Annotated in this window: 19 protein-coding genes; 6 read left to right on the top strand and 13 right to left on the bottom strand. The window is 66.4% G+C overall.

Annotation, left to right across the window (positions count from 1 at the left end; genetic code table 11):
- Window positions 1–87: 87 nt before the first annotated feature.
- A complete protein-coding gene (locus tag CAP37_RS10860) occupies window positions 88–1,065 on the top strand; it encodes a tripartite tricarboxylate transporter substrate binding protein (protein WP_086124172.1) in 978 nt (325 codons plus the stop codon).
- The gene (locus tag CAP37_RS10855; protein ID WP_086124171.1) at window positions 1,062–2,030 is read left to right on the top strand and encodes a succinylglutamate desuccinylase/aspartoacylase family protein; all 969 of its coding nucleotides are present in this window, start codon (window positions 1,062–1,064) and stop codon (window positions 2,028–2,030) included. The genes CAP37_RS10860 and CAP37_RS10855 overlap by 4 nt, the downstream gene beginning before the upstream one ends.
- A gap of 2 nt (window positions 2,031–2,032) precedes the next feature.
- On the opposite strand, the gene CAP37_RS10850 is transcribed toward CAP37_RS10855, so the two are convergent.
- Together CAP37_RS10850 and CAP37_RS10845 are read right to left on the bottom strand one after the other, a co-directional pair.
- Entirely contained in the window at window positions 2,033–2,674 is a 642-nt protein-coding gene (locus tag CAP37_RS10850) for a LysE/ArgO family amino acid transporter (protein ID WP_086124170.1), read from the bottom strand.
- A gap of 11 nt (window positions 2,675–2,685) precedes the next feature.
- Window positions 2,686–3,099, bottom strand: a complete 414-nt coding sequence (locus CAP37_RS10845) for a helix-turn-helix domain-containing protein (RefSeq protein WP_086124169.1) — start codon at window positions 3,097–3,099, stop codon at window positions 2,686–2,688.
- Between the two features lie 82 nt (window positions 3,100–3,181).
- Here CAP37_RS10845 and CAP37_RS10840 point away from each other — a divergent pair, with 82 nt between their 5' ends.
- Window positions 3,182–3,604: a GFA family protein gene (locus tag CAP37_RS10840; protein WP_086124168.1), complete on the top strand. Its 423-nt coding sequence runs from the start codon at window positions 3,182–3,184 to the stop codon at window positions 3,602–3,604.
- A gap of 84 nt (window positions 3,605–3,688) precedes the next feature.
- On the opposite strand, the gene hemH is transcribed toward CAP37_RS10840, so the two are convergent.
- Window positions 3,689–4,780 carry a ferrochelatase gene (gene hemH, locus CAP37_RS10835; protein ID WP_086124167.1) on the bottom strand — a complete coding sequence of 364 codons (1,092 nt, stop codon included), beginning with the start codon at window positions 4,778–4,780 and terminating at the stop codon, window positions 3,689–3,691.
- A gap of 19 nt (window positions 4,781–4,799) precedes the next feature.
- Between hemH and CAP37_RS10830 the strand changes: the two genes are divergently transcribed.
- Window positions 4,800–5,537, top strand: coding sequence for an HAD family hydrolase (locus CAP37_RS10830; RefSeq protein WP_086124166.1), 738 nt, complete (start codon window positions 4,800–4,802; stop codon window positions 5,535–5,537).
- 13 nt (window positions 5,538–5,550) lie between these two features.
- Complete coding sequence (locus CAP37_RS10825) at window positions 5,551–6,201, top strand: glutathione S-transferase family protein (RefSeq protein ID WP_086124165.1); 651 nt, start codon at window positions 5,551–5,553, stop codon at window positions 6,199–6,201.
- Here the strand turns inward: CAP37_RS10825 and CAP37_RS10820 are convergent.
- From CAP37_RS10820 to hpnD, 4 genes are all read right to left on the bottom strand, one after another.
- Window positions 6,198–6,890 (bottom strand): glutathione S-transferase family protein, encoded by a 693-nt coding sequence (locus tag CAP37_RS10820; RefSeq protein WP_086124164.1) that lies wholly within the window; start codon window positions 6,888–6,890, stop codon window positions 6,198–6,200. The genes CAP37_RS10825 and CAP37_RS10820 overlap by 4 nt on opposite strands.
- A gap of 85 nt (window positions 6,891–6,975) precedes the next feature.
- Entirely contained in the window at window positions 6,976–7,437 is a 462-nt protein-coding gene (locus CAP37_RS10815; protein WP_086124163.1) for an SH3 domain-containing protein, read from the bottom strand.
- 41 nt (window positions 7,438–7,478) lie between these two features.
- Window positions 7,479–8,822 carry a hydroxysqualene dehydroxylase HpnE gene (gene hpnE, locus CAP37_RS10810; RefSeq protein WP_086124162.1) on the bottom strand — a complete coding sequence of 448 codons (1,344 nt, stop codon included), beginning with the start codon at window positions 8,820–8,822 and terminating at the stop codon, window positions 7,479–7,481.
- The gene (gene hpnD / locus CAP37_RS10805; protein ID WP_086124161.1) at window positions 8,819–9,685 is read right to left on the bottom strand and encodes a presqualene diphosphate synthase HpnD; all 867 of its coding nucleotides are present in this window, start codon (window positions 9,683–9,685) and stop codon (window positions 8,819–8,821) included. The genes hpnE and hpnD overlap by 4 nt, the downstream gene beginning before the upstream one ends.
- Window positions 9,686–9,854: 169 nt before the next feature.
- On the opposite strand from hpnD, the gene CAP37_RS10800 reads away from it, so the two are divergent.
- Window positions 9,855–10,169 carry a high-potential iron-sulfur protein gene (locus CAP37_RS10800; RefSeq protein WP_086124160.1) on the top strand — a complete coding sequence of 105 codons (315 nt, stop codon included), beginning with the start codon at window positions 9,855–9,857 and terminating at the stop codon, window positions 10,167–10,169.
- On the opposite strand, the gene CAP37_RS10795 is transcribed toward CAP37_RS10800, so the two are convergent.
- The 6 genes from CAP37_RS10795 to CAP37_RS10770 form a co-directional block, all read right to left on the bottom strand.
- The gene (locus tag CAP37_RS10795) at window positions 10,156–10,428 is read right to left on the bottom strand and encodes a hypothetical protein (protein WP_086124942.1); all 273 of its coding nucleotides are present in this window, start codon (window positions 10,426–10,428) and stop codon (window positions 10,156–10,158) included. The genes CAP37_RS10800 and CAP37_RS10795 overlap by 14 nt on opposite strands.
- A 20-nt stretch (window positions 10,429–10,448) precedes the next feature.
- Window positions 10,449–11,666 carry a geranylgeranyl diphosphate reductase gene (locus CAP37_RS10790; RefSeq protein ID WP_086124159.1) on the bottom strand — a complete coding sequence of 406 codons (1,218 nt, stop codon included), beginning with the start codon at window positions 11,664–11,666 and terminating at the stop codon, window positions 10,449–10,451.
- The gene (locus CAP37_RS10785) at window positions 11,663–13,042 is read right to left on the bottom strand and encodes a BCD family MFS transporter (RefSeq protein ID WP_086124158.1); all 1,380 of its coding nucleotides are present in this window, start codon (window positions 13,040–13,042) and stop codon (window positions 11,663–11,665) included. Before CAP37_RS10785 ends, CAP37_RS10790 begins: the two co-directional genes overlap by 4 nt.
- On the bottom strand, window positions 13,039–13,926 hold the full coding sequence (gene chlG / locus CAP37_RS10780) for a chlorophyll synthase ChlG (RefSeq protein WP_086124157.1): 888 nt from the start codon (window positions 13,924–13,926) through the stop codon (window positions 13,039–13,041). Before chlG ends, CAP37_RS10785 begins: the two co-directional genes overlap by 4 nt.
- Window positions 13,927–14,081: 155 nt before the next feature.
- Window positions 14,082–15,545: a transcriptional regulator PpsR gene (gene ppsR / locus CAP37_RS10775; protein ID WP_256926935.1), complete on the bottom strand. Its 1,464-nt coding sequence runs from the start codon at window positions 15,543–15,545 to the stop codon at window positions 14,082–14,084.
- 61 nt (window positions 15,546–15,606) lie between these two features.
- Window positions 15,607–16,548 carry a B12-binding domain-containing protein gene (locus CAP37_RS10770; RefSeq protein ID WP_086124155.1) on the bottom strand — a complete coding sequence of 314 codons (942 nt, stop codon included), beginning with the start codon at window positions 16,546–16,548 and terminating at the stop codon, window positions 15,607–15,609.
- Between the last annotated feature and the right edge of the window lie 137 nt (window positions 16,549–16,685).

The following is a 16,685-nucleotide window of genomic DNA, read 5'->3' as shown; positions in this document are numbered from 1 at the left end:
CGGTACGTTTCGGCAAGGCGATGTGCCGAAACGGCACAACAGCGTTGTTTCCCGAAACCAGAATTCGGGCATCCAAGGAGAAACACCATGAAGTACCCACTCGCCCTCGCCATCGCCCCCATCCTGGCACTCAACCTTGCAACCACCACGGCCTTGGCCCAGGAAGCGGCGTACCCAAACAAGCCCATCACCGTGCTGGTGGGCTATCCACCGGGAGGCAGCACCGACCTCACGGGCCGGGCCGTGGCCGATCAACTTGCGAAGAAGCTGGGTGTGCCGGTGGTGGTGGAAAACGTGGGCGGCGCAGGGGGCGCCATTGCCGCCATGCGCGCCACGCGCGCGCCGGCCGACGGCTACACGCTGTTCGTCGGCGCGAACAACGAGATCGCGATCAACCGGCTGATCACGCCCGCCACGGTGAAGTACAGCTACCAGGACTTCACGCCGATCGGTCTGGTGGCCTCACAACCCATGGTGCTCGTCGCTTCGCCCTCCACCGGCTCCAAAGACGCCAGTCAATTCCTGGCCACGGTGCAGGGCAAGCCGGGCCGCTTCAGCTATGGCAGCAGCGGCATCGGCACGGCACTGCATCTCGCCGGCGAGATGGTGAAGGAGCAGGGAGGTTTGTTCCTGACGCACATCCCGTATCGGGGCGTGGGGCCGCTCACCACCGATCTGCTGGGTGGCACGCTGGAATACGGCGTGTTCGTGCTCTCCAGCGGCCTGCCGCTCATTCGCAGCGGCAAGGTGGTGGCGCTGGGCGTCACGGAAAAGACCCGCTCGGCTGCCGCGCCCGAGATTCCAGCCCTTGCGGAGACCCCGAAACTCAAGAACATGGACATCAGTGTGTGGTTTGCGTTGATGGCGCCGCCCAGGCTCCCAGCGCCCATCCTCAATCGGCTGCGTGCCGCGCTCAACGACATCCTGCAGACACCCGAGTTCCGCAAGACCCTGGAAGCTGCGGGCTCGACCATTGCCCCGCTGGACGTGGACATGCCGCGCTTCCTGGCCGACGAGACGGCCAAATACCAGAAGGTGGTGGACTTCGCCAAGATCAAGGAATGAAGGGCTTGCAGTTTGAACTGGCGCTGCCCGACATCAGCGCCTGGCGTGCGGGCAACACCGGGACCGAAGGCGTCTGGCATTTCGATTCCGGCCTGCCCGGCTGCCATGCGATGGTCACTGCGCTCGTGCACGGCAACGAGCTGTGCGGTGCCTGGACCTTGAAGGGCTTGCTGCAGGCCGGTGTGCGCCCTGCGCGTGGGCGCCTCACCCTGGCCTTCTGCAACCTCGCCGCGTTCGACCGTTTCGATCCCGCTGCCTTCGATGCTTCAAGGTTCGTCGATGAAGACCTGAACCGGCAGTGGAGCGCTGAGCGGCTGGCAGACGGGTGCACGCTGGAGCGGCGGCGCGCGCTGGAACTGCTGCCGTTCGTGCAACGCGCCGACTGGCTGCTGGACCTGCATTCCATGCACGAGCGAGGCGATGCCTTGTTGCTCACGGGGCTCCATGCGCGCAATCTCGAACTGGCGAAGAAGCTCGGCGCACCGAAGCATGTGGTGGTGGACGAAGGCCACAAGGACGGCACTCGCTTGCGAGATTTCGGGCGCTTTGGCCTGCCAGATGCCCATGCCAGCGACACGCGCTCGCTGCTCGTGGAGTGCGGCTTTCACGGCGAAGAGGCGAGCCGCGAGGTGGCGCAGGACGTGTCGGTTCGCTTTCTGGTGGCTTCAGAGGTCATCGATGCAGCCACTGCAGCCCACGCCTTGCCAGGATGGCGGCGAACCGATCCGGATCGGCAACGCGTGCTGCGCGTGACGGGTGGCGTGACGGCGCGCAGCAGTGCCTTTCGCTTTCTCGATTCGTATGAAGGCCTTCAAGTAATCGAAAGGGCTGGCACGCCCATTGGCGACAACGATGGTGATCTGGTCACCACGCCATACGACCACTGCGTACTGGTCATGCCCTCGGTGCGGCAGGCGCGTGCGGGGGTGACGGTGGTTCGGTTCGCGAGGGAAGAGCCTTTGTAGCGTCAGGCAGTTGCCACGGCGTGGCGCAGCAAGAGGGCAGCCAGCACCCACATGGTCACGCCGATCAGGCCGTCGAGCACCTGCCAGGCCCGGGGGCGGGCAAACCATGGTGCAAGCCAGCGCGCACCGAACCCCAGCAAGCAGAACCACAGCGCGCTGGCCGTGCTCGCGCCTGCCACGAACCAGCCGCGCAGCTCGGCGGGCTGTTGAGCGCCGATGCTGCCCACCAGCAGCACGGTGTCCAGGTAGACGTGCGGATTGAGCAGCGTGAACGCTGCTGCCTGCGCCAGCGCAGCGCCCAGGCTCAATGCGGCTCCGGCTTCACCCGCCTTCAGGGATTGCGGCTGGCGGGCACGGCTGAGTGCACGCCATCCATACACCGCCAGAAAGCAGGCGCCGGCCACGGCCAGGGCACGCGCCACACCGGGGCTGTTGCCGAGCGCCTGGGCCATGCCCAGCACGCCCGCCGCAATGAGCAGTGCATCGGCCACAGCGCAGAACACCACCACGCTGCCCACGTGTTCTCGGCGCAGGCCCTGGCGCAGCACGAAAGCGTTCTGCGCACCAATGGCCACGATGAGACCAAAGCTCAGGAACATGGCCTGAATGAAGACGGGCCCGGCCACGGAAAGAGAGAGTGACATCGGGGCCGGCCTCAGTCGATCCCGTGTTCCCGCTTCAACTCCGCCTGCAGTTTCGCCATCGCGCGCGGCGCCAGCGCCACCAGCTCCGCGGCCTCGGGGCGGCGCGTATCGGGGTGATGCTTCTGCGTCCACGCGCTCATGGCCACCACCACGGGCAGCAGCTCCAGGCCTTTCTCGGTCAGGCTGTAGATCGCTTTCTGTGCATGCGAGGGATCGCCCTCCCGTGTGACGATGCCGTTCTCCACCAGCGTGGCGAGGCGGCTCGCCAGCACGTTGCTGGCAATGGCTTCTTCGGACTGGAGGAATTCCCTGAAGTGGCGCTTGCCCGCGAACATCAGATCGCGCACCACCAGCAGTGTCCACCGGTCACCGATGATTTCGAGTGCGGTGCTGATGGGGCAGGTGGATCGCTGGTCGGTTCGCATGGTGCGGATTTTATACTGGTTGCATTTAAAGATCAGTTTGCGGCAGAATACCGATATTTAAATGCAACCAGTGAGGTGCTCAATGACTTATCGCCGCTATCAAGGCAGCTGCCATTGCCAGGCCGTGCGCTACGAGGCCACGTTCGATGTGTCCGCAGGCTCGAACCGATGCAACTGCTCCATCTGCACCAAGGCGCGGGCCTGGTTTCTGTTCGTGAAAGACGCCGACTTCAACTTGCTGGCTGGCGATGACGTGCTCAGCAACTACGAGTGGGTGCCGCCGGGTCAGGATGCGCCGGGGCTGACGTACCGTTTCTGTTCGCGCTGCGGCGTGCGGCTGTACGCCTCGGGCGAGCTCGAGCAACTGGGCGGCCGCTTCCACGCCATCCACGTGCCCACGCTGGACGACGTTGATCCAGAAGAGCTGGTGAACGCGCCCATCAACTACTTCGACCAGGCGGATCACGTGCCGGGCAGGGTGATCTTCGACAACCGCTGGTTGTGAGCCTGTCGCGGCTTCGACAGGCTCAGCCCGAACGGAGATGGGCTCAGCCTGAACGGAGATGGGCTCAGCCCGAACGAAACAGGTTCAGTCCTTCGCACCCATCGCCAGCGCGCGTTCGCGACTGGCTTGCAGCTCCATGGGGTTGTCGGCCAGCTTCGTGTCCCAACCCTGCAGGTGCCGCTCGGCCACATCGGCCAGAGCCCGAATCCATTCGGGGTGGTCGTTGACGCAGGGAATGTAGGCAAAGCGTTCGCCGCCAGCGTGCAGAAACGCCTCGCGCGCTTCCATGTTGATCTCTTCCAGCGTTTCCAGGCAGTCGCTGGTGAAGCCGGGGCAGACCACGTCCACGCTCTTCAGGCCCTTCTCCGCGAGCTCGATCAGGGTGGGCTCGGTGTAGGGCTCGAGCCATTTGGCCTTGCCGAAGCGCGACTGGAAGGTGACCTTGTAGCGGTCTTTCGCCAGACCGAGCTGTTCGGCCAGCAGCCGTGCGGTCTTGTGGCATTCGCAGTGGTAAGGGTCGCCCAGCTGCAGCGTGCGCTCGGGCACGCCGTGAAAGCTCATCACCAGTTGATCTCCCTGCCCATGCGCGGCCCAGTGGGCGCGGATGGTGCGCGCCAGTGCCTGGATGTAGCCGGCGTCGTCGTGGTAGCGGTTGACGAAGCGCAGCTCGGGCAGGTGGCGCACGTTGCGCGCCCAGTTCATGATGCCGTCGACCACGCTGGCGGTGGTGGTGCCGCTGTACTGCGGGTAGGCGGGCAGCACCAGCACGCGCGTCACGCCTTCGGCCTGAAGCTCGTCCATCACCGACGCGATAGAAGGGTTGCCATAGCGCATGGCGTAGCGCACCGTCACCTGGTGCCCTCGTTCACCCATGTAGCCGCGCAGCAGCGTGGCCTGTTTTTCGGTCCACACCTTCAGGGGCGAGCCTTCGGGCATCCAGATGCCGGCGTACTTCGCCGCCGATTTTTTCGGCCGCACCCGCAGGATGATGCCGTGCAGGATCAGCAGCCAGATGGGTCGCGGAATCTCGACCACCCGGGGGTCTCCCAGGAACTCGGCGAGGTAGCGCCGGAGCGCTGCGGGGGTGGGTTCGTCCGGGGTGCCCAGGTTGCACAGCAGCACCGCAGTGCGGGCGGTCTGGCCGTGGGAGTAGGGCGGTTCGGTCTTGAATGGCATGCGCTATTCTCTCGCAAGCATGAACACGCCCCCGAGTACCCCAGCGGCCCACACCGCCACCACGCTGGACCCTTCCCGGGTTCGCGCCATCACCCTGGATCTGGACGACACGCTCTGGCCCATCTGGCCGACCATCGAGCGCGCCGAAGCGGCGCTTGCCGCCTGGCTGCTGGAGCACGCGCCGGCCACCGCCGCTAAGTGGGGCGACCCGGTGGCGCTGCGCGAAGTGCGCAACCAGATGCACACCTTGCGGCCCGAGCTGGCGAACGACATGAGTGCGCTGCGCCGCGAATCGATCCGGCTGGTGCTGCAGCGAGAGGGCGACGACCCCGCGCTTGCCGAAGCCGCGTTCGACATCTTCTTTGCCGAGCGCCAGCGCGTGGAGTTGTTTGAAGACGCCTTGCCCGCGCTCGAATGGCTGGCCAGCCGCTACCCGGTGGTGGCCTTGTCCAACGGCAATGCGGATGTGCACCGCGTGGGCCTGGGCCAGCACTTCCGCGCCGCGTTGAGTGCGCACGTGTTTGGTGTGGGCAAGCCCGATGCGCGCATCTTCCACGCCGCCGCAGAGGCCGCCGGCGTGCCCTCCCATGCCGTGCTGCACGTGGGCGACGACGCGCACCTGGACGCCGTGGGCGCACTCGGCGCCGGCATGCAGGTGGCCTGGCTGAACCGGGGTGGCCACGCATGGGATCACGCGCCGCTGCAGCCGCACACCACCGTGCCCGACCTGATGGCGCTGTGCCGCCAGCTGGGTTGAGCACCGCGCATTCATGAGCCTCACCATTTACGGCATTCCCGCCTCGCGCGCCGTGCGCCCGCTGTGGGCCGCCACCGAGCTCGGCATCACTTTCCGACACGTGGCGCTGCCGTACCAGGGCGGCGCCACACGCACCCCCGAGTTTCTGGCGATCAACCCCAATGGCCACGTGCCTGCGGTGGTGGACGCCCGGCCCGAGGGCGATGTGGTGTTGTGGGAGAGCATGGCTTGCGCGCTCTACATCGCCCGCCACCATGGGCCAGCCGACGGCGCGAGCATCAGCCCCGCCACGCCGAAGGAAGACGCCGAAGCGCTGCGTTGGAGCTTCTGGACCATGACCGAGACCGAAGCCGATGCGCTGACGGTGCTGATGCACCGCCATGCGATGCCCGAGGAGCGCCGCAAGCCCGAGCTGGCCGACGCGGCTGAAAGGCGCCTGGCGGTGCCGTTTCGGGTGATCGAACAACACCTGTCACGTCAGCAGGCCGCCGGCATGGCGCACCTGGCGGCCCGGCGTTTCACCGTGGCCGATCTGTGCGTGGCCAGTGTGTTGAACTGGGCTCGGCCTTCCACCAGGCTGATGGATGCTCACCCGCTCACGCAGGCCTGGCTGGTGCGCTGCATGGCACGCCCGGCGTACCGGAAGGTGCGAGAGAACGGTTAGGTGAGCTGGAGGCGGGCCAGTTGGGGGAACATGTGCTTGCGCGCTTCGGCGTCGTTTTCAGCCTTGAAGGTGTGCTGGCGCTTCAAGGCGTCGATGCGGGCCACCGCCGGCCGGCTGCTGATGGTGGAGATCAACCGCTGGATGTGGGGGAAGCGTTCCCACAAGGCCTTCTCGTCGCCCCCGAGCACATGCGGCATGAGCCGCGCCCAGCCCCAGCAGGCCATGTCCACGATCGAGTACTGGTTGCCCACCAGCCAGGTCTGCCGCGAGAGGCGTTCTTCAATCAGGTTCCAGTGGCGGTTGGCCTCGAAGTCGTAGCGGTTCAGCGCGTACACGTTCTCTTCCTTCATGTGGTGGCGGAAATGCACCGCCTGCCCCGAGAAGGGCCCGATGCCCGAAGCGATGAACATCAGCCAAGAGAGCAACTCATGCCGGTGCGTGTCATCAGGCAGGAACTGGCCAGTCTTCTCCGCCAGGTACAGCAGGATCGCATTGCTGTCGAACACCGCCTTGCCTTCGTCCACGATCGCCGGCACCTTTGCATTCGGGTTGATCGCCAGGAACTCCGGCGCAAACTGCTCGCCCCGGCGTGTGTCGATTGGCACCGGGGTGTACGGCAGACCGGTTTCCTCCAGCATTAGCAGCACCTTCATGGGGTTGGGCGCAAAGGTGAAGTAACAATGGATCATGGTGGTCTCCTGGTCGGGACGGGCGCGCCGGAATGGGCGCCAGTTATTGGTCAGTCCATTCTGCCATCTGCACCATCGAGCGGGTTCACCAGCCCCAGAGCAGACGTTTCGCGATCCATCCGCCCACGCCGCCTTCGCGCTCCACGCGCACCCAGTCGGCCCGCTTCTCGCGCGTGCGCACAAGGTCTCCATAGCTCGCCTTGCCGACGATGCGGTGCTGCGTGCCGGGCCCGCTGCGGATGTTGGCGATCTTCGATTTGACGATGTGGTGCGGCGTGTTGCCGGTGAGCGAGCGCGCCACCCAGCCGGTGTCGTTCTCGAAGTCGCGCACCTTGAGCCAGCTGCCTTTGCGCTGAGTAATCTGCAGCGGATAGCCCTTCTTCAACTCCCACAAGACCGGTGTGTGGGTGCCGGGGCCTTCGCGCATGTTCAGGGTGCTGCCCTTCACGCTGACCATGTTCTGCGCCGTGGCCGCGCCGCTGGCGAGCACGAGCAGGCCGATGCCGATGGCGGCGAGAAGGGGGCGGGTGGAGATGGTGCCGATCATCCTGAGAGGTTCCTTTCCTGGGGGTGGGTTGACGGAATGGCTCAAGTGGGAACGCTTGGGTCTGCAGAGGTTCCCGCCGCAGCCTGCATGCCGCTGCGCACGGCACCTTCGAGCGTGGCGGGGTAGGGTCCGTCCACATAGTCGCCGGCCGCCCACAGGCCGGGTGCGATGCACGCCGCCGGCCGCTGAGTGCCGGGCAGGCAGGCAAACGTGGCGCGCTTTTCCACCACGGTCTGCACCGCTTGCAACGCAGGCAGGTTCAACTCGCGCGCGGCCTGCACCAGCACCTTGGCCTGCAGATCGTCGCGCTCGCCCTGGCTCGCGCTTACCACGAACGCCAGCACGCCCTGCACGGAGGCGTTGTCGGGTTCCAGCTGGCCGCGGTCGAACACGAATTGCGCGGGTCCTTCGCGCAGGGCGATCATGGGTACGGCGAGGCGCACGCCGGCGCCCCAGGTGTAGACCGTGGTGATGGCGGTGAAAGAAAGCCCCTGGGTTGTGGCGGCCCAGGCGCGCAGAGCCGCTGGGGCGTCCACCGCCTCCGCCATGGCCTGCGCCGCCGGGCTTGCGGCCGTGGCCCAGATCACACGGTCGAAGACTTCTTCGCGGTCGTCGGTACGCAGCACCCACTGCGTTCCCTGTGCGCGCAGCGCCGTCACGCGGGTGGCCATGCGAAGGCTGAAGCGCTCGCCGTGCCGCCTCGCCAACCAGTCGGCGGCAGCCTGCGGAAACAGCGCGGATAGATCGGTGCTGGGCAGCAGCAGGCTGGAAGCGCTGAAGCCGTGGCTGCCCGCGCCGAAGAGCGCGTCGCGCATCACACGCAGGAAAACTTGGCCACTCGCTTCCTGCGCAGGTACGTTCAGTGCCGAGACGCACAGCGGCTCGATCAACTCGTTCATCACGCGCTGCGGCAGGCCCTGGCACACATCGGCTACGCTTTGCGCGGGCGGGCAGGTGAAGCCCATACGTTGCCAGGTGAGGGGCATTCGCACCAGCGCCAGCCGATCGCGCCATGTCCAGCCGCGCGCGGTGGCGATGGCGGCCAGGGCGTCGAGCGGTGCCGGCCAGCGCGCGGCCCATGTTGGCGTTCGTATGCCCGAGCCGTCGGGGTAGGGCAAGGCCAGCGGCAGGGCCAGCAGTTGTTTGCGTGGATCGATGCCCACACGCCGCATCAGCGCCAGTGTTTCGCTGTAGGCGCCAATCAGGATGTGCTGTCCGTTGTCCAGCGTCACGGGTGTGCCATCGGGCAGACTCGCGGGCAGGGCGCGTGCACGGCCCCCGAGCGTGCGTGTGGCCTCGAAGACGGTCACGTTCATGCCACGCGAGGCGGCCTCCACTGCCGCCGCCATGCCGGCCCAGCCGGCGCCGACGATGGCGAGTTTCACAGCCTGCCCAGCGCCTGGACTTTCCAGGCCAGCCAGAATTTTCTGAGGGGTGTCAGGCTCACGCGCTGCGTCAGCACCAGCATGGGATCGGCCGCAATTTCGTTCAGCAGCGTGCGGTAGATGCTGGCCATCATCAGGCCGGGCTTCTGGGCGCGGCGGTCGGCCTCGGGCAGCAGGGCCAGAGCGTCGGTATAGGTCTGCTGGGCTCGGGCGCACTGGAACTGCATCAGCGCGGTGAAGCGGCGGCGGAAATCGGCGGCGTCGGTGCCGGGAGCGCTGCCGCGCTGCAGCAGTTCATGGGCCTTCACATTGAAGCTCTGCAGTTCGTTCACCGGCAGGTAGATGCGACCGCGCGTGGCGTCTTCGCCCACATCGCGCACGATGTTGGTGAGCTGGAACGCCAGGCCCAGGCGGTGTGCGTATTCGGTGGTGCGCACCTGCGTCTGGCCGAAGATGCGCGCAGCCACCTCGCCCACTACGCCGGCGACCAGATGGCAGTAGCGTTGCAGGTTGGCAAAGTCCAGGTAGCGGTTTTGCTCCAGGTCCATCTGGCAACCGTCGATCACGGCCAGGAGGTGGCGGGATTCGATCTCGTACGGTTTGCACAGCGGCATGAGCGCCTTCATGACCGGGTGCGTGGGCGTGCCCGCGAAAGCCTGCGCCACCTCGCGCCGCCACCAGGCGAGCTTGGTCTGCGCCACCGCCGGGTCGCTCACCTCGTCCACCACGTCGTCCACCTCGCGGCAGAAGGCGTAGAAAGCGGTGATGGCAGCGCGGCGCTCGGGTGGCAGGAAAAGAAAGGCGTAATAGAAGCTGCTGCCTGAGGCAGCAGCTTTTTGCTGAACGTAGTCTTGTGGGCTCATCGTGGTGCTTGTCGACCGCCCAAGTGTAAGCACCGCGCCTTCCACACCCTCCGAGGCGCCGGCGGCAATGGGTGACCGCGCCAGTCAAGCGTTACGTTTGTTAAGACGGCGTTAACAGGTGCGCAGTAGCATGGCCGCGCAATCCTGCATTTCCCCACGAGGTCTACAAATGAACGGTTCAAATCGTCGCGTCTTCATGATTCAGGTGGCTGCGGGCGGTTCCGCGCTGCTGGCCGCCACGGCCCAGGCCCAGACGGCTGCCATGGTCAACGAGAAAGACCCCACGGCGGTGGCGCTCGGCTACGCGGCCGATGCCACCAAGGTCGACACCAAGAAGTATCCGAAATACGCGGCCGGCCAGAAGTGCGGCACTTGCCAGCTCTACACCGGCAAGGCCGCCGAACCTGCAGGCGGATGCGGCATCTTCCCCGGGAAGATGGTCGGCGCCAACGCGTGGTGCAGCGCTTACGTCAAGAAGGCTTGAGTTCGCGCTTCTGGCGCTGCCAGCGGCGCCAGAGATCAAGACCGTGTGCCAGGCCAGCGCCTGCCAGGCACACGGCAATCCAGGGCTCCATGGCCGTTCCGAGCGCGGCGCGCACCGCCAGCATGAGGCACAAGCCCGAGACCATGTTGAGGGCGTAGTCGCGCGGTGCCAGCCCTCTGCCCGTGGTGGCGTGATGAAGCCACAGCGCCACTCCTTCCAGCAACGTGAAGGCGATCACCGCGTCCAGCAGCAGGTGCATCACACCCGGATCCACACCCATCACACTCTGGCCAGGCCCAGCAGGTGGCCCAGGTCCTTGAAGAAAATGCGCACATGCGCCATGGGCTTCTTGCGCGTGAGCTGCTTGTTCATGTACGACTCGAACGTGAGTTGCTGCACATCGCGGTCTTCGCAAATCTTGACGAACCGTTCCCGCCGCTTTTCGCTGCCGTACCAGAACGACTGCATGATGCCCAGCACCCAGAACACCGTGCCGTGCTGCTTCATGAAGCGCTGACGAGCCAGCTTGAGCGCCTGCACATTGCCGGTGGCCAGCATTTCATTCACGGCCTGGGCGGCCAGCTGACCGCCCACCATGGCGTAGTAAATGCCCTCGCCCGAGGCGGGCGCCACCACACCAGCGGCATCGCCGGCCAGCACCACGTCGCGGCCGTTGTCCCAGCGCGGGAGGGGTTTCATGGGGATCGGTGCGCCTTCGCGCCGCAGGGTCTGGGCGCCAGCCAGGCCGCTGGCTTCGCGCATGCGCTGCACCGAACCACGCAGCGAAAAGCCTTTGTCGGCGCTGCCGGTGCCCACGCTCAGCGTGTCGCCGTGCGGGAACACCCAACCATAGAAATCGGGCGAAAAGCGGCCCTGGTAGTACACGTCGCAGCGCGCGCCGTCGTAGTCTGCGGAGCGGTCTTCGGGTGCGGGTGCACGGACGATCTCGTGGTACGCAAACACATACTTCGTGCGCTCTGCTCCCGGCACGCCACCCTGACGCGCCACTTCCGAGCGCGCTCCGTCGGCGCCCACGATGCTTCTGGCGCGCACGCAGGCCGGCGTGCCCTCACCTCGGTCATGGCGATCCCGCACGCGGTAGTGCACCACGCTCACGCCATCGGCTCCGCGCTGCAGTTTTTCAAACTGGCCCGTGCGCCGCACGGCGCCCACCGCGCGGGCGCGCTCGCGCAGCCACTCGTCGAACGCCTCGCGGTTGACCATGCCCACAAAGCCGTTGTCGATCGGAATGTCCACGTGCTTGTTCGACGGCGCGATCATGCGCGCGCACTGGGCGCGGGCCACCAGCAGTTCGTCGGGAATGGCGAAGTCCTTGATGAGGCGCGGCGGTATTGCGCCGCCGCAGGGCTTGATGCGCCCGGCGCGGTCCAGCAGCAGCACCGATCGGCCCAGGCGGGCGAGTTCGTGGGCCGCTGTGGCACCCGACGGGCCGCCGCCGATGACGACGACATCAAAAATCTCTTCGGTGGTGTTCATGATTGTGGCCTCGGTGTGGAGCCTGCGGCGAAGGATTCCCCCGCGTGGTGGAAACCTGTGACGGATGCGGCGCGTGCCACCGGCGCCGCAAGGCGCCAGGCCAGCACAGCCGAAAGCAGGAAGGCCAGGGCTTGCAGCGCGAAGACCATGGCGTAAGCCGCACCGGGCGAAGCGATCAGCCAGCGCGCCAGGTCGCTCGCGCCGGTGCCCACCAACCCGCCCAGGCCGAAGGCCACGGCCTGCGCGGCGCCCCACAAACCCATGCGCACACCCTCGCGCGCCTGCCGGCCTTGCGCGGCCAGCCTCATCATGGAGCCGATGGCGCCGATCGAGAAAGCGCCGTTGGCCACGCCGAGCGCGAACACTGTGGCATTCAGCGGCCAGCCCATGCCCTGCAGACCGGCGAACATCAGTGCGAACAGCGCCATGGCCGAGGCGAAGCAGCCCCCGATGGTCCACCCGCGCAGTGAACCGGCGTGGCGCAGAACCGAGTGGTGCGAGAAGCGCGCGCCGATGGCACCGGCCAGCGCCACCAGCAGCATGCCGGCCAGCACACCGCCATGCTGCACGCCCGAGAGCTGCGTGGACTCGCCCGGCGTGTAGCCGAACACCGTGCCCGCGAATGGCTCCAGGATGAGGTCTTGCGCGCTGAAGGCGAGCATCGAGACGAAGACGAAGATGGTGAAACGTCGGGCCACCGGTTCATGCCACACCTGGGCCAGGGCCTCGCGGAAGCGGGGCTTTTCTGCGGTGTCGGCAGGGGATGCGCCGGAGGTGGGCGCGGCGCCTTCGAGCCCGCGCAGCGCTGTCGCGGTAAGCAACAGGGCCAGCACCGACACACTGCTGCTCACCAGCAGCAGGCGCTCGGGGGAATAGGGATCGAGCCAGTGCCCGGCAAGGCCGGCGGTGATGGCGAAGCCAGCGATCATCATCATCCACACCAGCGTGGCAGCGCCGGCGCGACGACCTTCGGGCACGCGTTTGGCCAGCAGCACCAGCAGCGAAGTGCCGGCCGCGCTCACGCCCAGCCCGACCAGTGCAAAACCCAGCATCGCGAGCACCATGCCGGCCGTGGGGTAGCTGGCCATCCACACCGTGGCCAGCGCAGCGACCACGCCCCCCAGGGCCAGCACGCCCATGCCGCCCACGATCCAGGGCGTGCGCCGTCCGCCCACGTCGGAGCCGAAGCCCATGCGGGGTCTTGCGAGCTGCACCGCGTAGTGCAGGGCCACCAGCACGCCCGGCAGCAGCGCGGGCAAGGCAAGCTCGACCACCATCACGCGGTTGAGGATGGAGGTGGTGAGAACCACGATGGCACCCATGGCCATCTGGACCAGACCCAGGCGGGCAATGCGGGCCCAGCCGAAGGGCGTCATGGGCTCACCCCGGCCAGACCCCGCAGCGCAAACGCGCTGACCATCATGCCCGCCACAAACAGCGGCACACCGAAGCCGCTGTACCAGAGCGCTCGCTCCACCGGCGCCGCGATGAAGCGGCGCATCATGAAGAACTGCAGCGCCAGCAGCACCACGAGCGCGGCGGCGTGCAGGGGTTGGTTCCACGCCAGCAGCAGCGCGATCACCACCATCTGCGGCACCGCCATGAACCAGCAGGCCACGCGCGCGGCGCGGTCCACACCGAGTTGCACCGGCAGCGAGCGCACGCCCATCTGGCGGTCACCCGTGACTGCCTTGAAGTCGTTGAGCGTCATGATGCCGTGGGTGGCGGCGCTGTAGAGCGCGGCCAGCACCAGCGACTCACCGCCCGGCATGGCGCCGCCGGCCATCACGGCCGCGCCGGTGATCCAGGCGATGCCTTCGTAGCTGATGCCGCAGGCTGCGTTGCCCCACCAGCCGTTTTCCTTCAGGCGCACAGGGGGTGCGCTGTACGCCCAGGCCAGCAGCAGGCCCAGCGCAGCGGCGCCAAACCCCCAGGGGCCAAGCACAGTGGCCACTGCAAGAGAAACCAGCGTCCAGATGATGGCGAGGTACAGGCCCCATGCCCCCGGCATGCGGCCCGACGGAATGGGGCGCTGCGGCTCGTTGATGGCGTCCACGTGGCGGTCGTACCAGTCGTTCACCGCCTGGCTGGTGGCGCACACGAGTGGCCCCGCCAGCGCAATGCCCACAATGGCCAGCAACCACCGCCCATCCATCGACACACCGGAAGCCACCACGCCGCAGGCGAAAGCCCACATGGGCGGAAACCAGGTGATGGGTTTGAACAGCTCGGTGACAGCGGACAGGGCAGGGAGCTTCATGGCAAAGCTTGTACACCTGGACCTGAATAGTGTCAATTAAAAATGACACTCACTATCGTAAACACCAATCCAACCCGGACGGTCGGTTGCCGACTGCACCGCAAACGAAAAAACCAGCTGGTTTGCAGCTGGTTTTTGATGGCTTCAGGGGCGGTTCAGTGGGTGTCTTCGCCGACGCCTTCAAGAATGCCGAACCGGCGCAGCTTGATGTAGAGGCTCTGCCGGGAAAGGCCCAGCATTTCTGCGGCCGAAGCGCGGTTGTCGCCGGTGAGTTCCAGCGCAGCTTCAATGCAAAGCTGTTCGATCAGGTCGGTGGTTTCGCGCACGATATCCTTCAGCGGCAGGCGGCCCACCAGCTCGGTCATCTGGCTGGCCGAACGCGGCAATTCCTTGGCGCTGCGGCCGTCGTTGGTGAGGCGGCGACCCATGTCGCGGATGGTGAAGCCCAGGCAGCGCTGCGGTCCGCTGTTGACGGCCACCGCGGAGATTTCCACCTCGGAGTTCGAGCCGTACTCCCCGCGCATTTGCGTGGCAAAGAGGCGCACGGTGCCATGCTGGCGAAGGTTGGTGAGCAGCACACGGAAATCCACCCCGGTGCGGCCCAGCCACTTGTCGAGCACTTCACCCCGGGCCTGGTCTTCGGTGCCGAGCTGGCCCATGTCGAGGAAGGCACGGTTGGCGCTGAGCACGCGGCCTTCCATGTCGGTCACCACCAGCCCATCGGGCGCGCTTTCCATCACCTGCAGCAAACGCTGCTTGCCGCGCGTGATGCTGGGCGCCACGCTGTCTTGCGGGCGCGTGAAGCGCAGCAGGAAATGGAGGGTGTTTTCCTGGCGGAACTGGGAAGCCGAGACCAGCATGTCCTGCGCACCGTCGATCAGACGCACCTCGCAGGGATCGGCCTTGCCGCTGGCGCGCAAGCGGTCGAGCATTTCGCGCAGCACCGCCACGCTGGCGGGATCGAGGCTGCTGGCCAGCGTCCAGCTCGGTGCACGGGCTCGCTCGCCAAAGAGCTCGTAGGCCGCCGGGTTGGCTTCCTCCAGCTTGTCGATCGAGCCTTCAAGAATGATCACCGGCTCGGACGCCATCTGGAACAACAGGCGGTAACGCGTCTCGACCTGGCGCAGGCGCCAGTAGTCGCGTTCCATGGAGAGTTGCGCTGTCACCAGCCGCTGTTGCAATGCCGCCTGGCTGCGCAGGTCGCGGCCGAAGGCCACGGCATGGGCGGTGGCCTCATCGCCCTGGGCGATGGGTAGTTGAACCACCGAATACGAAAGCGCCAGGTCGGCCTTGTCGTTCACCGGGTGGTTGATGTGGCGCCAGCGCACGCCATCGGTGGCAGCGTCGCCATTTCTCTTGAGCAGCGCTTCGATCTTGGGCTTGCTCTCAACCGTCACCGTGTCGGTCCATGCCTTGCCCAGCCAGTGCTGGCAACCCTCGCCGAGCATGTCGGCGTTGCTGAGTGCCATGTCCCGAATCACGCCGTCCTTGTCGAGGATCAGCACCACGTCGGAGGTGGCCGTGATGAGCTCCGCAGCCGATTCCGCATCCAGATGGGCAAGAAACTGCCCCGCCATATCGAATGGCCTCACGGCATACGCTTGCTGCGCCTGGGGCATGTTGAGCTTTCGGATGGTTAGACGGAAAACATGTTCGGATCTTCAGGTGGACTCGAGATCTTCAGCTTCGTTCACGGCTATCGCTGACCAGTTTCTCGGCGAGCGCCGGGGCCCTGGGGCCATCGGTCACGATGGCATCGGCCGGAATCCGCTGACCATATTCAGGGTGCAAACCGAAAATCGCTCCGCCGGCGATTATAGAGACACGGGGGTTCTTGCTTTTCTTGCGCACCAGCGTCATCACATCGCTCAAACGCTCGATCCCGGTCTCACAGCCCAGCGAGAAGCCCACCACGTCGTACCAGTCTTTCTCCACCATGGCCGGCGCGGCCTGGCTGGACAGGAAGTTGGTCACCACGTCCCAGCCCGCGCGGTGAAAGATTTCACCCACGAGCGACAGGCCGAAGGTGTGCTGCTCGCCGGGGCAGGGCATGAGCAGCAGGCGTCGGCCCTCCAGGGTCGAGGTGGAGCCATTGAACTGGGCGAAGGCCGCGCTGTTCTCGCGCAGCACCCGCTGCAAACGCCCCAGGCCCACCGTCACTTCGGTGAAGGTGCACAGGTCGCGCTCCCACATCTCGCCCAGATGCCGCGCCACCGGGGCCAGCAGGTCCATGAAGATCGATTCCACCGGCACGCCACGGTCACGCAGTGCGACCACACAGGCGCTGATGGCCGCGTCGTCCTCGTGCAGCACGAGCTCTGCGAACACCGCCACGTCTTCGGGCGAGACGCGCTGGTTGCCCGCCACCGGAAAGGCCGCGCACTCTTGCGGCACGCGGTGCGCCAGCATGAGGCGGGGGATGATTTCGTATTCGACCGCTTTGGCCAGCAACACGGCGCGCAGGCTCTCGTCGGCCGGGGGTTCACCGGTGTCGGTGCGCAGCAGATCGTCGATGGCGGGGGGAAAGCCGGCGGCCGCCTCCCCATCCGGCCACTGCCGAGAAGGGCCGGCAGCAAACTCCCCGCGCTCGTTCGGCGAGGAGGTCCTTGAATACGAGCCCATTTCGTCTCCTTGCGCTCTTGCGCTTGTGCGGATCGCGCAGGCCACGGTCTTTGCCGGACTCTTTTGCACCTTCGGACATACGTCGGTATCGATCGCTGGAGAGTTTGTACAACCGTCAACCCACGGCGTCAAAACAT

Source organism: Hydrogenophaga sp. IBVHS1 (assembly GCF_002127265.1).
GTDB lineage: Bacteria > Pseudomonadota > Gammaproteobacteria > Burkholderiales > Burkholderiaceae_C > Hydrogenophaga.
This window is presented reverse-complemented; position numbering and strand designations above follow the sequence as displayed.

What these genes read in the sequence shown, in the direction of transcription:
- CAP37_RS10860 (WP_086124172.1), top strand. Translation starts at nt 88, where the DNA reads ATGAAGTACCCACTCGCCCTCGCCATCGCCCCCATCCTGGCACTCAAC.
- CAP37_RS10855 (WP_086124171.1), top strand. Translation starts at nt 1,062, where the DNA reads ATGAAGGGCTTGCAGTTTGAACTGGCGCTGCCCGACATCAGCGCCTGG.
- CAP37_RS10850 (WP_086124170.1), bottom strand. Translation starts at nt 2,674, where the DNA reads ATGTCACTCTCTCTTTCCGTGGCCGGGCCCGTCTTCATTCAGGCCATG.
- CAP37_RS10845 (WP_086124169.1), bottom strand. Translation starts at nt 3,099, where the DNA reads ATGCGAACCGACCAGCGATCCACCTGCCCCATCAGCACCGCACTCGAA.
- CAP37_RS10840 (WP_086124168.1), top strand. Translation starts at nt 3,182, where the DNA reads ATGACTTATCGCCGCTATCAAGGCAGCTGCCATTGCCAGGCCGTGCGC.
- hemH (WP_086124167.1), bottom strand. Translation starts at nt 4,780, where the DNA reads ATGCCATTCAAGACCGAACCGCCCTACTCCCACGGCCAGACCGCCCGC.
- CAP37_RS10830 (WP_086124166.1), top strand. Translation starts at nt 4,800, where the DNA reads ATGAACACGCCCCCGAGTACCCCAGCGGCCCACACCGCCACCACGCTG.
- CAP37_RS10825 (WP_086124165.1), top strand. Translation starts at nt 5,551, where the DNA reads ATGAGCCTCACCATTTACGGCATTCCCGCCTCGCGCGCCGTGCGCCCG.
- CAP37_RS10820 (WP_086124164.1), bottom strand. Translation starts at nt 6,890, where the DNA reads ATGATCCATTGTTACTTCACCTTTGCGCCCAACCCCATGAAGGTGCTG.
- CAP37_RS10815 (WP_086124163.1), bottom strand. Translation starts at nt 7,437, where the DNA reads ATGATCGGCACCATCTCCACCCGCCCCCTTCTCGCCGCCATCGGCATC.
- hpnD (WP_086124161.1), bottom strand. Translation starts at nt 9,685, where the DNA reads ATGAGCCCACAAGACTACGTTCAGCAAAAAGCTGCTGCCTCAGGCAGC.
- CAP37_RS10800 (WP_086124160.1), top strand. Translation starts at nt 9,855, where the DNA reads ATGAACGGTTCAAATCGTCGCGTCTTCATGATTCAGGTGGCTGCGGGC.
- CAP37_RS10795 (WP_086124942.1), bottom strand. Translation starts at nt 10,428, where the DNA reads ATGCACCTGCTGCTGGACGCGGTGATCGCCTTCACGTTGCTGGAAGGA.
- CAP37_RS10790 (WP_086124159.1), bottom strand. Translation starts at nt 11,666, where the DNA reads ATGAACACCACCGAAGAGATTTTTGATGTCGTCGTCATCGGCGGCGGC.
- CAP37_RS10785 (WP_086124158.1), bottom strand. Translation starts at nt 13,042, where the DNA reads ATGACGCCCTTCGGCTGGGCCCGCATTGCCCGCCTGGGTCTGGTCCAG.
- chlG (WP_086124157.1), bottom strand. Translation starts at nt 13,926, where the DNA reads ATGAAGCTCCCTGCCCTGTCCGCTGTCACCGAGCTGTTCAAACCCATC.
- ppsR (WP_256926935.1), bottom strand. Translation starts at nt 15,545, where the DNA reads ATGCCCCAGGCGCAGCAAGCGTATGCCGTGAGGCCATTCGATATGGCG.
- CAP37_RS10770 (WP_086124155.1), bottom strand. Translation starts at nt 16,548, where the DNA reads ATGGGCTCGTATTCAAGGACCTCCTCGCCGAACGAGCGCGGGGAGTTT.